The sequence below is a fragment of the Arthrobacter sp. CAL618 genome (assembly GCF_000468215.1).
Lineage (GTDB): Bacteria > Actinomycetota > Actinomycetes > Actinomycetales > Micrococcaceae > Arthrobacter_D.
Map to the genome: position 1 here is coordinate 1 of NZ_ASZW01000020.1, position 14,105 is coordinate 14,105.

A 14,105-nucleotide genomic window follows, 5' to 3' on the forward strand; every position below is an offset into this window, starting at 1 on the left:
GCCGGCCCGCCGTCACCGCCGCTAGTAGCGGTCCGGTTCCTCCCCAAATTCGAAGTAGCGACCGTGGACACTCGTAGGAACCACCTCAACGTAGGTGTACTTTCGGGTCGGAATCCAGGGTTTGAGCGGTAGCTGATCCACCTTGTCGACCTCTGACTGGGCGTCGATCACGCGGGCCACTCCTTTAACGACAACGCTTCGCGCCTCGCCTGCGTCAATCTCGTCCACCTCAAAAGCCACCCGGTTGTTCACCGTCAACTCAGCCAGCTTGGTCCCGGGATTGGTCCTGAAGAGAAGCCTTCTCTCGTGGGCAAGAAAATTGATCGGATAGATGTCAGGATCGCCCATGACGCTGACCGCCAGGCGACCATGTTGGTTTCTTTGCAGGACGGTCCACGACTCCTCTGCAGAGAGGGTGGATCCTGGGCGCTCGTCACTTTCCATCGTCATGCTCCTTGATAGGTCGAGTGGGTTCGTCCTGAGGCACAACCAGGACTGGGCAATGGGCGTGTGCGGCGCAGGCCTTGCTGACGGATCCCATCGGGTGGTTGAGGAATCCCCCGGATCCCCTGCGCCCCACCACCAGCAGTTGCGCCGTTTGGCTTGCCTCGATCAGGGCTTCCGTTGCCCCGTCGAATTTGACAGACACCGAGAGGTTGTCCGGCCGGGAGGCACCGAAGGCCCTGTCCAAGGCTTCCTCGACCAGCGATTCAACACTTTCGCTCAATTGTGAGGTGAACCGATTGGGTTCGGTTTCAAAGCGTGACGCCGCGCGCTGGTCGGACTTCTTGATGCAGGAAATAACCTCGATGGGTTCATTCATCAGCTTCGCCATTCGCCCAGCTACTAGCAGAGCGCTGGACGAGTATTCCGATCCGTCCACACCAACAACGATTCCACGCGAGTTCGATAGTGAGTTCATGGGGCCAGCCTGCCCTTCGGGTAGCAAACGCACTAGGGCCGAAGGGCATGGGTACGGGTGACCAACTCCCTTACCCAAGTGGTTTATTGGGCTGCCGCACCCGTTTGTAGATCCAGTCTGCAATCAGCATGCCGGGGATGGCCAAAACGGCAACGATCAGTCCCGACGGCGGTGGCGGTGCCTGTCCGAGGACTGCTGCAACAGGGGGTACAAAAAGAAACAGGGCGAGTGCTGCAAGTTCGGCCGCGCCAGCCCACAGCAGCAAGCGGTTACTGAACCACCCCTGTTTCCATGGCGGCACTGTTGCGCTGCGGCAAGCAAAGGAGGTTGCCAGCTGCCCGAAGACGACGGCGGCAAACGCAGCTCCCGATGCGGCAAGCACCAGTTTTTCGTCCCATGGTTCGCCACGGACCCAACCTCCGCCGAAGAGCACGAGGGAGAAGGCTGTCATGCTGATGATCGCTTCGACAGGGCCGAGGATGACGAAGGCTCTGAACATCAAGTTCCGGTCCATGAGGTGGCGCCGCTCCGGGGGCCTGGTCAGGACCCGCCGACCCGGGGGCTCGGCTCCGAGCGCCAGAGCGGGAAACAGGTCAGTTCCAATGTCCAAGGCGAGAATCTGTAGGACACCCAGGGCGAGCGGGAACTGGCCACCGGAAAGTGCCCAAACGACAAACGGTGTGAGCTCGGCGACGTTGTCTGTCAGGTGGTAGGTGAGGAAACGGCGGATATTCGAGTACGTGGCGCGGCCTTGTTCAATCGCTGCGACAATGGTGCCGAAATGATCGTCGAGCAAAACCAGATCGGCCGCCTCTCGAGCTACGTCGGTACCACCCCGGCCCATGGCAACCCCAATATCAGCTTGCTGCAAAGCGGGTCCGTCGTTCACTCCGTCGCCAGTCATGGCCACAACATGACCCCTGGATTGGAGGGCGCGGGCTACACGAAGCTTCTGCTCGGGTGAGACCCGGCTGACCACCATGCCGTCCCGATCCAGGAGTGCACCAAGGATCTGCTCGTCCTCGGGTAGGTCCGCACCCTGAACCACCAGACTGGGGTCATCCGTCAGCCCGATTTCCTTCGCAATTGCCGAGGCTGTGGCTGGATGGTCGCCAGTGATCATCGCTACCTTGATTCCGGCTCTCCGGGCGGCCCTGATTACCTCGGCGACATCCGGGCGAGGGGGATCATGAAGACCGATGAGGCCAAGGACGATTAGATCCCGTTCGATGTTCTCAGTGGGCTGATCCAGCCAGAAGGATCGCGGGCCGGGCAAGTCTCTTCGTGCCACTGCTATCACCCGTAGGCCTCGGGAAGCCATCGCCTCGACCTGCTCCTCGAGCCGCGTGGCGCGATCTGCACAGAGCGGGAGGACAGATTCCGGGGCGCCTTTGACGTAGAGGGTGGGGCCGATTAGGACAGACTCCCGCCGTCGGTGCGCGTCGAAAGCGAGACGTCGGTCTGGCGCCAGGTTGTCAGGTTCATGCTGGAGGAGACGCCGTGCAAGAACATCGATGGCCGCCTCCATCGGATCGCCGTTTGCTACCCACTCCCTTCCCTCCTTGACGACGCGACCCTGGGAGGCAGCGCGTGCCGCCACAGCGACCTCAAGGGCCATGGCTCTCCCCGGGCCATCGACGACGGCATCGGGCTCGTACCCGTCGCCGAGGACACGTACCGGGCCCGACAGGGTGAACACCTCAACGGCATTCATCCGATTTTGGGTTAGTGTTCCGGTCTTGTCCGTGCAAATGAAGGTGGTGGATCCAAGCGTCTCGACTGCTTCCAGGTTGCGAACGAGGGCGTTCCGCGAGGCCATCCGTTGAGCCCCCATCGCCAGTGAGAGCGTGACCGTCGGGAGGAGCCCTTCCGGGATCAGTGCGACGGCGACACCGATTGCAAAAAGGAAGGAGTGCCGCCACTCGATTCCAACCAAAACTGAGACTGCAAAGAAGACGCTTGCGACGGTCAGGGCGATTATCGCAATGACACGGACTATTCGATGCAGCTCCAGGGTCAACGGGGTAGGTGGGGGTTCGGTGGTGTTCGTGAGCGAGGCGATCTCTGCGATTCTTGAGTTCCCTCCGGTAGCAGTGACCACCCCCTCTGCCTGACCATTGACCAGGAAGGTGCCGCCCCATGCTGCCTCTCCAACAACTTTAGACAGCGCATCGCTCTCGCCAGTCAGCATCGATTCGTCAACCGTGCAGGCCGACGCAGAAGTAAAACGAATGTCTGCGGGAAGACGGTCCCCAGCCATCAGAATGACGACGTCACCAGGAACCAGTTCACTGGCGCCGACACTCCGTTGGCGTCCATCACGCCGGACGCTGACTTGCGACGGAAGTAAACCTTGCAGCCGTTCAGCCGCATGTTCGGCCCGCTCCTGCTGGATATGGGCAAACACTCCGTTGACAATGACCACCACAACAATTGCAATGCTGAGCTGGGGCAGGCCAGCTAACCACGCCAGACCTGCAGCCCCCCACAGCATCAGGGCGAAGAAATGAGTCAGCTCACTCAAGAATTTCCGCCACGGGGATGCCTTGCGGGCCGCGGGCAACACATTTGGCCCTACCTCAGCCAGTAGCCTTGAGGCATCCGCGCTGCTAAGACCAGGCTGTGGAAGTTCCGGGAGCACTCCCTGGGCGTCATTCATGGCGGACATGGCCTCTCCATGGCTTATTTCTTACCGCATACTGTCGATCCTTCTGAGCGTGCTGGCCAGTGACTTTTGGCCCGATGTGGTCAGATTTGGCTAGGGAACACCTCCCATGTTCCCGAAGGGACTTAGTGCCCTAGAGGCGTCGCTGGCATGTCACCACAATGGAGCCAAGGCAGTTCAAGTGGAGGTGTTCATGCCATGGGTTCAGCATCGGGCTCCCGGTCAATCGTTCTGGGCGTGCCGTCCAGCGGACCGACGCCTGAAGCCTTCTTCTGGGCAGTTACCCGGGCGGCGCGTCTGCGAAGGCCACTGATCCTGGTACACACGCTGGATGACTATTGGGTCGGTCCGGAGGTCTCCTACTTCGAGGACCTCATGCGTCACGGCCGGGAAGTCCTTGAAGAGGCGGCCACGAAAGCCAACGAACTGGCACCCTCGGTCAAGGTGTCTACCAGACTCCTACTGGGGGATACCGCCAGGGTGTTGTCGGATCTGTCGGAAAATTCCAGTCTGGTGGTTGTGGGGACCCATAAACTCGGACGCGTCGAGAGTGTAATTTTTGGTGCTCTGAGCCTGAATGTGGCCGTGGCAGCCGTATCGCCGGTTGCAGTCATCCCCGAGGCGTCTATGGAAGGACGGTCGGGCGTCGTCGTGGGCGTTGACGGGTCCGCCCATTCCCTCGGCTCGGTTGCCTACGCGGCGCGGGAGGCCGATCGTCTGGGTGAGGACCTGTACGCGGTCTACTCCAGTGAATCACCGAACCTGCGGTTGCGTGGGTCCATTCCACACGATGTGGTGACACGGCGGATCGAGGAGGAACGGGTCAACCTTGCCGAGTCGGTGGCGGGCCTCACCGAACAGTATCCGGATCTGGTGGTGCATCAACATCTGGAGTTGAACGCGTCGCCTGCCAAAGCGCTTGTGACGGCTGCATCGCGGGCGAAGCTCCTGGTAGTGGGTCGGCGTGGCCGCGGAAAGCTCACCCGGCTTCTGCTCGGATCGGTGAGCCGAAGTGTCCTGTGGCATATCGAATGCCCCACGATCGTTACCCCCAACAGGGCGGTGACCGAGGGCCCGTACCGCTAGTCACGGGTGCCCCGACGTGGGTGACAGCCAGGGGCTGGAGGAGTATCTTGAGCCCTATGGAGCCAAATCCCTATCTTCGATTGGTCCATGGGCTCGAGCAGAACGTGGCGCTGGACCGCGCCGTGGACCTGGTGGAACCCTTCGCATCGCAACTGGTGGCCCACGCGCCGATCCGCCGCATGTTTCACGGCGACGCCACAGGCCTGCCGTTGCATCCGGTTCTGACCGATGTTCCGTTCGGCGCTTGGTTCATGGCCGACTTTCTCGACTTCTTCCCGGATGAGGGATCGCGGCGGGCGGCTACCCGGTTGGTTGGGTTGGGTGTTGTATCTGCTGCGCCGACGGCCCTCACCGGGTGGGCCGAGTGGGCCCTTTCCGACCCCGGAACTCGCCGGGTGGGGGTGGTTCATGCGTCCGCCAACGCCGTCGCTGTCCTGATCTTCGCCGGTTCCTGGCTGGCCCGACGGCGAAACCGACACAGCATGGGCATCGGTCTCGCTCGGCTAGGCAGCGTGTTTCTCGTGGTGGGCGGCTTTCTGGGCGGTCACATGAGTACCCGAACCCGTGCCGTCATCACTGACCCAGCTGGGGTGAACAGTTCCCGGGCAGGGAGCCCCGATCAATAACGGTGACTGACTCGGCAGCGCGGACCCGACCCAGATTCCAGCCCAACCAATCGTCAGAGGTCTCAGGTGCGGGCTGGAACGCCACAACGCAGCGGGCAATCTCCCGCGGTAAACCCTCAATGACGGCGGGCGTCGCATCGGCGCCCAGAGTGGCCAGATAGGCGACATCCAACTTGCCGCTTTCCACGTAACGGGCGATGTTCTGCTCGGCCACCCAGGCTGCCGGGTTGGCGACGCCGATAACCAGCAAGAGCGCAGCCCCAGAGGCCAGTGCAGCCCGAGGCAGCCACCAGCCGGATAGCTTTACCCCGGCCACCATCACCAGCACCACCAGCAGACCTAGCCACACCTCGAAAGCGTCCACCAGCACGCGCAGCACCGTGAATCCGTAGGCCTGCTGATAGACGGACATCCGGTTCAGGGCCGACGCGACCACCACGAGCGTCAGAACAGACAGCGAGCCGAGCGTGAGACGCAGCAGCAGCCGGTCCTGAGCTGTCGCTCGAGGGGCTTTCCGGACCGTCAGGCCAATGGTCGCCAGGGTCAACGCCGTCGCAATGGTCAACTGGGTGAAGCCCTGATGCACGTAGTCCGCGTAGCTCAGCCCGGTGGTGTTCCGCACAAACTCATGGCCACCCCACATAGCCGATGCCTGGGCAGTCACGAAGGCAAGAAATACTGCGACGACGACCGCCCACCGGGACCAGCCATTCCCAGGCCCGACGCACTGGCTGCCCAGCAGTCAGCGACACCTTCTCCACGAGAGGCGGGTTGATCGCCAGATAACAGGCGGCGAGGACCACGCCGCCGACCACGAACCAGACGAAGACGCGCAGGACGAGGCTGTCTGCCAGCCGCACATCGGGGAGCACCGTTGACACCCACGAACCGAACACAGCGTCGCCAGAGGCGAAAAGGCCACCAAACACGACCAGCGCGACCAGGGAAATGGCTGCGGTGCGCAACATGGGCCACAGCATCCGGTGGCTGGAAGTCGCGGCCACCGTCCTCCCCAGCAGAGGAAGCCCCCGAATGCCGCTCAGCACCCAGGCCACCCCACCGGCGCAGATGGGCAGCAGGCGCTTCGCATCAGTCACCGATGTAGTGACCAGGAGCCCGGCAGCCAGCACCGCCAGAACTGCCAGCCATTCGGCGTCGCGCAGGATGACCAGGGACCCCAGCCCGAGGCATAAGGTGGCGGCGATACCGGTCCACGGCCGACGGCGGTGCAGGGAAAGCGCCAGAACGAGGACCCCCGAGACCAGCAACACCAGTAGGGTGCCCAGCCCAAGATTGCGCTCCGGGAGGACGACGGCGGCGAGCGCCCCGATGGCCAGCGAGGCGTAGACAGGCAAGGGTGCGGTGGGCAGTCCCTGCTCCGGCCACCACCGGTCAACGCTCGATTGTGACGGCCGGGCGGCTGGTTGGTCGGCTGTCCCCTCGGGATGGGCGGCGGGGTACGGGTAGCCTGCAGCTGTCACGGCGATCTCCTTCGGGTTGGTACTGGCAGGGGGCGATCCGTCGGAAGGGCCGGATGCCGGCGGGGGATGGGGCGTGCGGGGGAGTAGGACGAGCATCCGTGCGCCGGTTGACCCTGGGTCGGGGGGCAGAGCCGCAATTGACCCACCATGCTGTTGGGCAATCCAACTGGCGATGGCAAGGCCCAACCCGGTACCGCCGCTGCTGTCGTCCCCCATGCCGAACCGGGTGAAAACCCGCTGTGCCTGTTCGATGGGTATTCCGGGCCCTTCGTCAGTGACCTCGAGCGACCAGAGGTCCCCCTCCGTGGTGGCGACGCCCAGATGAACCGTCCCATCGGATGGGCTGTGCCGCACCGCATTGTCGAGAAGGTTCGACACCACCTGGGCCAGCCGGGCCGCGTCGGCCGTCACCACCAGATCGGGTGGTTCGACCGACGTCGTCAGCTGAATTGGCCGTCCGCCGAGTGTCGCTTCCCGGCAGGCCTGATCAAGCAAGTCAGCGACCCGTACCGGCGCCAGTTGAAGTTCGGCTGCGCCGCCGTCAACGCGGCTAACGTCGAGAAGATCGGTGACCAGGGCGCTGAGCCGTTCGGATTGGGTGAGGGCCGACTGAAGGATGGCGTCGTTGGGTTTGACGACGCCGTCGACCAGGTTCTCGAGAAGAGCCCGTTGCGCGGCAAGAGGTGTCCGTAGTTCGTGGGACACCGTAGCGATTAGTTGCCTACGCTGCTGCTCGGCGGACGCCAGATCCGCGGCCATCGTGGTGAAGGCCCGGGCCAGGGCGCCGACCTCGTCGGCCGAGGTGGCCACCACCCGCGTCGAGTAGTCACCGGTCGCCATTCGTCCCGCAGCGTCGGTCATTTCCCTCAACGGCGAGGTCATTCCGCGGGCCAGCCATTGTGTCACGCCGAGGGCCGCTGCGAGGGTCGCGGGGAGGGTCAGCCAGCCCGGCACGCCAGCCCGGATGCCGACCTGCAGGACCACCACCGCGGCGATAATGCTCAGGGCCACGAGCAGACCGATTTTGATCTTGATGGAGGCTACACCGTCCAGTGGGCGGCGGGGACGCAGCGGGTCGGGTGTCATGGTCACTGCTCCAGGGCGTAACCGACGCCGTGCACTGTCCGCACGCGCGCTGCACCGACCTTGGCCCGGAGAGACTTCACGTGACTGTCGAGTGTGCGGGTGCCGCGGGCATCGGCCCACCCCCAGACCTCGGTCATCAGGGTTTCCCGGGTCCGGACGGTCCCCGGCTGCTCGGCGAGCATGGCGAGCAGGTCAAACTCCAGCGGGGTGAGGTGAACCTCAACCTGGGCGATTTGGACGCGCCGGGTATCCCGGTGGAGCACCAGTTCGCCGACGGCGAGTTCGGGGACCCGGACCGTCGAGAGCTGAGCGGCGCGGTCGACGCGCCGGAGCAGTGCCCGGACGCGGGCCACTACCTCCCGCATCCGGAACGGTTTGGCCACGTAGTCGTCGGCCCCCACTCCCAGGCCGACCAGCATGTCCGTCTCCTGCACTTTGGCGGTCAGCATCAGCACCGGAATGGGTTTCAGGGCCTGGATGCGACGGCAGACTTCGAGCCCGTCGAACCCGGGCAGCATGACGTCGAGAATGACCAGGTCCGGCTTGTGAGTGGTGTAGGCGTTGATGGCGCCGGGCCCGTCAAACGCACTGACCGCGGCGAAGCCTTCGGCGATCAGCCGGTCGGCGAGCGCCTGATTGATGGTCGGGTCGTCCTCGACGACCAGTACTGTGTGGGTGGTTCCGCGGCCCTGTGTCATGCCTCCGAGCCTACAAGCGGGAATCTGGTCGGGGTGCGGCCGACATGTGGAGAACCTGTGAAGGTGCTGGAAGCCGGGCTGGAGGGCAATTTCCTGACCCCCTACGAGTTGTTCTACACTGTGTAGAAATCAGCTTTTCTACGGATCGTAGAACAACTGGATCGGTGGGCTCACGCCCTAGTTGGTTTAAGGAAGTTGCATGGAAGCCCTGGAGCTTGCCCGTTGGCAATTCGGCATCACTACCGTCTATCACTTTCTGATGGTGCCACTCACCATCGGCCTGGGCTTGCTGGTCGCCACCATGCAAACCATGTGGGTGCGGACCGGGAAAGCGCAGTACCTGCGGATGACCAAGTTCTGGGGAAAGCTGTTTCTGATCAACTTCATCATGGGTGTCGCCACCGGTTTGGTGCAGGAATTCCAGTTCGGTATGGCCTGGAGCGAGTACTCCCGTTTTGTCGGGGACGTGTTTGGTGCGCCGCTGGCGATGGAAGCACTCCTCGCGTTCTTCGTTGAATCGGTCTTCCTCGGGCTATGGATCTTTGGATGGGACCGGCTCCCCAAGAAGATTCATCTGGCCACCATCTGGGGCGCGAGTATCGCCTCGATCATGTCGGCGTATTTCATCCTCGCCGCCAACTCCTGGATGCAGCACCCAGTCGGAGTGGAAATGGTCGACGGCCGCCCGGTCCTGGTGGACATCTGGGCTGTCCTGACCAACAACACCCTGTTGGTCGCCTTCCCCCACACCATCCTCGGAGCCTTCTCCGTGGCCGGCGGGTTCCTGCTGGGGATCAGCTGGTATCACCTGTGGAAGCGACGCCGTGACGGAATCGACACCATCGGCCCAGACGGGAAAGTCCTGGTCGGCAGCGTCGAAAGCACGGGACGGGATGCCGCCGACCACCAGGTCTGGCTCCGTTCCCTCCGGATCGGCGCCGTCGTCGCCGTCGTGTCGTTCGCTGGTGTTGCCGTCACCGGGGACCTGCAAGCCAAACTGATGTTTGAGCAGCAACCAATGAAGATGGCCGCGGCGGAAGCGGCCTGCCACGACGGGACCGGTTTCTCGGTGCTGTCGGTAGGAAACCTCGGCTCACAGGACTGCGATGACATTGTGGCAGTGATCGAGGTTCCGGGCATGCTCTCCTTCATGGCCAACGGCGATCTCACCACCGAGGTCCAGGGGGTCAACTCCCTCGTGCCGCAGTACCAGGACCAGTACGGAACGAACCTGCCGGACGATCCGATGTACGGGGAACGCGCCGGAATGGAAATCGACTACGTCCCGGTGATGGAGGTGACGTACTGGGGCTTCAGAATGATGATCACGTTCGGCGCCGTCGCCGCGCTCGCAGCAGCAGTGGCACTCGTCATAACCCGCCGGGGGACAGTCCCGGAATCAAAACGACTGATGCAGCTCGCCGTTTTCGGGATCCTCGCGCCCTTCGGGGCCAACGCGGCTGGCTGGATCTTCACGGAGATGGGCCGGCAGCCGTTCGTCGTTGCCCCTAACCCCGACCCCAACGGCATTGACAACGTGTTCATGTTTACCGCCGCGGCCGTGTCGCCCGGGGTCTCGGCCGCCGAACTCGCGACGTCGCTCATCGCCTTCACCGTCGTCTACAGCGTATTGCTGGTGGTTGAGGTGAAGTTGCTGGTCCGGTATGTGCGTGGCGGGGTTCCCTCGGCCATGCCTGACCTCATTCCCCAGCACGGCCCCGACGACGACGACTCCACCGGCGGGGACATTCCCCCCTCGAAGAAGGGCGACGGCGATGTGCTGGCCTTCGCCTACTAGACCCGTGTGCCCCGCCGCGAACGCGGCCCTGATCGAACGCCTGGAGATTTGAGATGGAATTCCTTCCCACCCTGTGGTTCGTCATCATCGCGTACCTCTGGACCGGATACCTGCTGCTGGAAGGATTCGATCTCGGCGTCGGCATGCTGATGAAACTGTTCGCCCGCACCGACCGCGACCGCCGGGTTCTCCTTAACACCGTTGGACCGGTCTGGGACGGCAACGAGGTGTGGTTGATTACGGCTGGCGCGGCGACGTTCGCTGCCTTTCCCCTCTGGTATGCGTCGCTCTTCTCCACCCTGTATCTGCCGCTGCTGCTGGTCCTGATGGGGCTGATTTTCCGCGCTGTCGGCTTCGAATACCGGGGGAAAGGCGACACGGAGGCGTGGCGCAACCGGTGGGACTGGGCCATTGCGCTCGGGTCGCTGGTGTCAGCATTCGGGATAGGCGCGGCCCTGGCGCTGACGACGACAGGACTTCCCATCAATGCCAATGGCGACCGGGAAGGGGGAGCCTTCGCCTGGTTCAATGGCTATGCGGTCCTCGGCGGATCGGCCGTCGTCTTGTTCAGCCTGGTCCATGCCCTGGGGTTCCTGGTGCTGAAGACCGACGGCGACATCCGCAACCGGGCCCGGCGGCAGTTCCTCAGGTGGCTGCCACTGGGGCTGCTGCCGATGGCTGGCTGGGCGATCGTGGTGCACGCCACCGGCGGGAAAACCGTCACCTTGCTCACGCTGGTGATCGCAGTGGTTGGCGCTGTCTATGCCTGGTCCATGGCGCGCCGGCGCCGGGACGGATGGAGTTTCGTCGGGATGGCTGTCTTCCTCGCCGCTGGCACCACCACGATCTTTACGGCCGCGTTCCCCGTGGTCCTCCCGTCGACCCTGGACGCCGCGTTTGACCTCACGGTGTCCAACGCTTCATCCTCGGGCTACACGCTCGGCGTGATGAGCGTCGTCGCCCTCGTGGGGTTGCCCGCCGTGCTCGTCTACCAGGGCTGGACCTACTGGGTGTTCCGCAAACGGGTCAGCCGGAGCCAGATCCCCACCGCCCACGCCGTGAGAGCACAGTGAAACCAGCGCTAACCCTGGGTGTGGCCGGTAAACGCGCCCTCTACCTCCTTGGCCTGCTCGCTGCGCTGAAGGCCGCTGGCCTGGTCCTCATCGCCCAGGCCGTGGCTTCCGGTATCGCTTCCCTTGCCGTTTCGTCTACCGCGGTATCCGCTACCGCCGTTTCCCCCACTGCAGACTGGTCGTCCGTCCTCGTCCTGGGTATCTCCGGGGCGCTCCTCCGGGCGTTGGCCACCTGGTGGCAGGAAGCCGTTGCGCAGCGTGCCGCGACCGGTGCCAAGGAGGAGCTGCGAACCGCGATCACCACCCGCGTGATGAACGACGGCGGGACGTCGGCCGATGCCGGGACCGGCGCGCTGAGCATCCTGGTCACCCGGGGGCTCGACGGTCTGGACAACTACTACACCAAGTACCTGCCCGCGCTCGTCACTTGTGCTGTGGTTCCGCTGTTGGTCGGTGCACGTATCCTCGCCGCCGACTGGCTCAGCGCCGTCGTGATCGTGGTGACCGTGCCGTTGATCCCCGTCTTCATGATCCTGATTGGCCTGCACACCCAGGACAAGGTCCAGGAGGCGTCGGCGTCGCTGAACCGGCTCTCCGACCACCTCCTCGAACTGTCCCGCGGACTGCCGGTTCTCGTCGGCCTGGGCCGGGCGGGCAGCCAGACCAGGGCACTCCGGGACGTCGCCGGGCAATACCGGACCAAAACCATTGAAACGCTGAAGGTTGCGTTTCTGTCCTCCCTTGCCCTCGAACTGATCGCCACCATCTCAGTGGCACTGGTCGCGGTGGTCATCGGGGTCCGGCTCATCGGCGGCGATCTCAGTCTCGAAATTGGCCTGCTGGCGCTGATCCTTGCCCCCGAGTGCTACCAACCGCTCCGCGACCTCGGCGCAGCACACCACGCGAGCGAGGAAGGCCTCGACGCGCTTGAGCGGTCCCGCCGGATCACCGACGCCCCACGGAGCCGCGTCCTGCTACCCGGCGCCGTCGCCGTCGCGGACAGCCCAGCGATCACCGTCAGCGGCCTCACGATTGGGTACGGCGGGCGGGACGGAACCGTGGTTGACGGCCTGACCTTCACGCTGCCCCGTGGAACGATTAGCGTGCTCACCGGCCCCAGCGGCGCTGGAAAGACCTCGGTGCTTCAGGTTCTGGCAGGGCTCCGCGGAGACGGGGCGGGGACCCGCGTTGCCGGCACCATCACGGGGGTACACCGGCAAGAGATTGCCTGGATCCCGCAGCATCCGGTCCTGGTGGCAGAAACGGTCGCTGACGAAATCGGTCTCTACTCCGGTCTGGACAGCGCCGCTGAGCGGAGGGAAGCAGCGGCGCGGGCACTGAACCAGGTGGACGCCACGGGATTACTTGACGCTCGCACCGGCGACCTGAGCCCAGGCGAGCTGCGTCGGGTCGCGGTGGCGCGAGCACTGGCACGAATCGCTCACTCCGACATCGCCCTGCTCCTGGCCGATGAGCCAACAGCCCACCTGGACGCACAGGGCGCCCGATCCGTGGAGGCAGCACTGGCACGTCTGCGGGGGCGCACGACGATCCTGCTCGTAGCGCATAACCCCGAGACGGCGTCCCTGGCCGACCAGACGATTGGCGTGTCCGGTGGTTCCGCTGCCGGGCACGACGGCGGTGCCAGGTTAGCCGCGAACACTGGGAACACTGGGAACACTGGGAACACCGCGAACGCTGACTCCGCGCTGCAGCCTGACGGACTGAGCGTGCCTTCCGGTGTGGGCAAGGATGTGCCGGTGTCGGCGGGACGGGTCTCCCTGACGCGCAGCGTAGCGATGGTGCAACCGTGGCGACGCCGGTTTGTGTCCGCGTTGCTCTTCGGTGCGGGCGCAACCCTGTTCGCCGTCGCGCTGACGGCGGTCTCCGGCTGGATGATCGTGAGAGCTTCTGAACAGATCCCCATCCTGTATTTGCTGACGGCGATTGTCGGAGTGCGCTTCTTCGGGATCGGCCGATCCGTATTGCGGTACTGCGAGCGCCTTCGCCTCCACGATGCGGTCTTCGAGAGCACCGACAGGTTGCGGTTGCGGTTGTGGAACGGGTTGCTGGAGCGCCCGGCAGCGTGGCGGAAACTGGCCCGCGGGGGCAAAGTCCTCGAACAGCTGGTCGGTGACGTCGATGAGCTACGCGACCTCACGCCGCGAGCCGTGTTTGCCCCGCTGGTCGGCGTCCTCACGGCAGTTGCCGCGTCCGTCACCACCGCTGTGGTGCTTCCTGCCGGCCTGCCGTCGCAACTGGTGCTGGTGACGATGTGTCTGGTGGTGTCCCCGTTGCTCGTCCTCGCCGCGGACCGCTCAGCGCGTCGGGCGGCGGTTGGTCTCAAAGCCGAAATTCTCGACATCACGGCCCGGATGCTGGCAGCCGCGCCGGATCTCAGCGCCAACTCGGCGGCCGGGGTACTGCGGTCGGATCTTCGTGCTCTGGAGGCCGAGCTGTCCGCAAAGCTGGACCGTAGCGCCTGGGCGCAGGGATTAGCCAACGCCCTCACCGTCTTGACCTGTTCGCTGGGTTCCCTGGCCATGTTGAGCTCAGCTGACGGTGTGAACCCGGCCGCCGCCGCCGTCGTCATCCTGATGCAGCTCGCCCTGATTGAACCCTTCATCGCCGTCAACACTGCCATTCACCACCTCGGAGCGTGGCGGGCGG

General features: G+C 64.3%; 11 protein-coding genes. 5 read left to right on the plus strand and 6 right to left on the minus strand.

Annotated elements, in window-relative coordinates; genetic code table 11:
- Positions 1–21: 21 nt before the first annotated feature.
- The 3 genes from K728_RS22780 to K728_RS22790 all read right to left on the minus strand — a co-directional run bounded on the left by K728_RS22780 (position 22) and on the right by K728_RS22790 (position 3,590).
- On the minus strand, positions 22–450 hold the full coding sequence (locus K728_RS22780; protein WP_443110900.1) for a pyridoxamine 5'-phosphate oxidase family protein: 429 nt from the start codon (positions 448–450) through the stop codon (positions 22–24).
- Positions 434–922, minus strand: coding sequence for a universal stress protein (locus K728_RS22785; protein ID WP_024475570.1), 489 nt, complete (start codon positions 920–922; stop codon positions 434–436). The genes K728_RS22780 and K728_RS22785 overlap by 17 nt, the downstream gene beginning before the upstream one ends.
- A gap of 70 nt (positions 923–992) precedes the next feature.
- Positions 993–3,590 (minus strand): cation-translocating P-type ATPase, encoded by a 2,598-nt coding sequence (locus K728_RS22790; RefSeq protein ID WP_024475571.1) that lies wholly within the window; start codon positions 3,588–3,590, stop codon positions 993–995.
- A gap of 195 nt (positions 3,591–3,785) precedes the next feature.
- Here K728_RS22790 and K728_RS22795 point away from each other — a divergent pair, with 195 nt between their 5' ends.
- A complete protein-coding gene (locus K728_RS22795) occupies positions 3,786–4,673 on the plus strand; it encodes a universal stress protein (RefSeq protein WP_024475572.1) in 888 nt (295 codons plus the stop codon).
- A gap of 56 nt (positions 4,674–4,729) precedes the next feature.
- Positions 4,730–5,299, plus strand: a complete 570-nt coding sequence (locus K728_RS22800) for a DUF2231 domain-containing protein (RefSeq protein ID WP_035746695.1) — start codon at positions 4,730–4,732, stop codon at positions 5,297–5,299.
- Here the strand turns inward: K728_RS22800 and K728_RS22805 are convergent.
- The 3 genes from K728_RS22805 to K728_RS22815 are packed head-to-tail and all read right to left on the minus strand — an operon-like array spanning position 5,247 to position 8,564.
- Positions 5,247–5,963, minus strand: coding sequence for a DUF4153 domain-containing protein (locus K728_RS22805; protein ID WP_237742067.1), 717 nt, complete (start codon positions 5,961–5,963; stop codon positions 5,247–5,249). The genes K728_RS22800 and K728_RS22805 overlap by 53 nt on opposite strands.
- The gene (locus tag K728_RS22810) at positions 5,926–7,866 is read right to left on the minus strand and encodes an ATP-binding protein (RefSeq protein WP_237742068.1); all 1,941 of its coding nucleotides are present in this window, start codon (positions 7,864–7,866) and stop codon (positions 5,926–5,928) included. The genes K728_RS22805 and K728_RS22810 overlap by 38 nt, the downstream gene beginning before the upstream one ends.
- 2 nt (positions 7,867–7,868) lie before the next feature.
- The gene (locus K728_RS22815; protein WP_024475574.1) at positions 7,869–8,564 is read right to left on the minus strand and encodes a response regulator transcription factor; all 696 of its coding nucleotides are present in this window, start codon (positions 8,562–8,564) and stop codon (positions 7,869–7,871) included.
- Between the two features lie 199 nt (positions 8,565–8,763).
- On the opposite strand from K728_RS22815, the gene K728_RS22820 reads away from it, so the two are divergent.
- From K728_RS22820 to cydD, 3 genes are all read left to right on the plus strand, one after another.
- On the plus strand, positions 8,764–10,362 hold the full coding sequence (locus K728_RS22820) for a cytochrome ubiquinol oxidase subunit I (RefSeq protein WP_019481424.1): 1,599 nt from the start codon (positions 8,764–8,766) through the stop codon (positions 10,360–10,362).
- Between the two features lie 53 nt (positions 10,363–10,415).
- Complete coding sequence (cydB, locus tag K728_RS22825) at positions 10,416–11,435, plus strand: cytochrome d ubiquinol oxidase subunit II (protein WP_024475575.1); 1,020 nt, start codon at positions 10,416–10,418, stop codon at positions 11,433–11,435.
- Positions 11,432–14,105, plus strand: a 2,674-nt coding sequence (gene cydD, locus K728_RS22830) for a thiol reductant ABC exporter subunit CydD (RefSeq protein WP_024475576.1), incomplete at its 3' end; no start/stop codon positions are given. The genes cydB and cydD, both read left to right, overlap by 4 nt.

Bases quoted from the DNA above. Each gene is read 5' to 3' on its own strand.
- K728_RS22780 (WP_443110900.1), bottom strand. From the start codon at position 450: ATGACGATGGAAAGTGACGAGCGCCCAGGATCCACCCTCTCTGCAGAG.
- K728_RS22785 (WP_024475570.1), bottom strand. From the start codon at position 922: ATGAACTCACTATCGAACTCGCGTGGAATCGTTGTTGGTGTGGACGGA.
- K728_RS22790 (WP_024475571.1), bottom strand. From the start codon at position 3,590: ATGTCCGCCATGAATGACGCCCAGGGAGTGCTCCCGGAACTTCCACAG.
- K728_RS22795 (WP_024475572.1), top strand. From the start codon at position 3,786: ATGGGTTCAGCATCGGGCTCCCGGTCAATCGTTCTGGGCGTGCCGTCC.
- K728_RS22800 (WP_035746695.1), top strand. From the start codon at position 4,730: ATGGAGCCAAATCCCTATCTTCGATTGGTCCATGGGCTCGAGCAGAAC.
- K728_RS22810 (WP_237742068.1), bottom strand. From the start codon at position 7,866: ATGACACCCGACCCGCTGCGTCCCCGCCGCCCACTGGACGGTGTAGCC.
- K728_RS22815 (WP_024475574.1), bottom strand. From the start codon at position 8,564: ATGACACAGGGCCGCGGAACCACCCACACAGTACTGGTCGTCGAGGAC.
- K728_RS22820 (WP_019481424.1), top strand. From the start codon at position 8,764: ATGGAAGCCCTGGAGCTTGCCCGTTGGCAATTCGGCATCACTACCGTC.
- cydB (WP_024475575.1), top strand. From the start codon at position 10,416: ATGGAATTCCTTCCCACCCTGTGGTTCGTCATCATCGCGTACCTCTGG.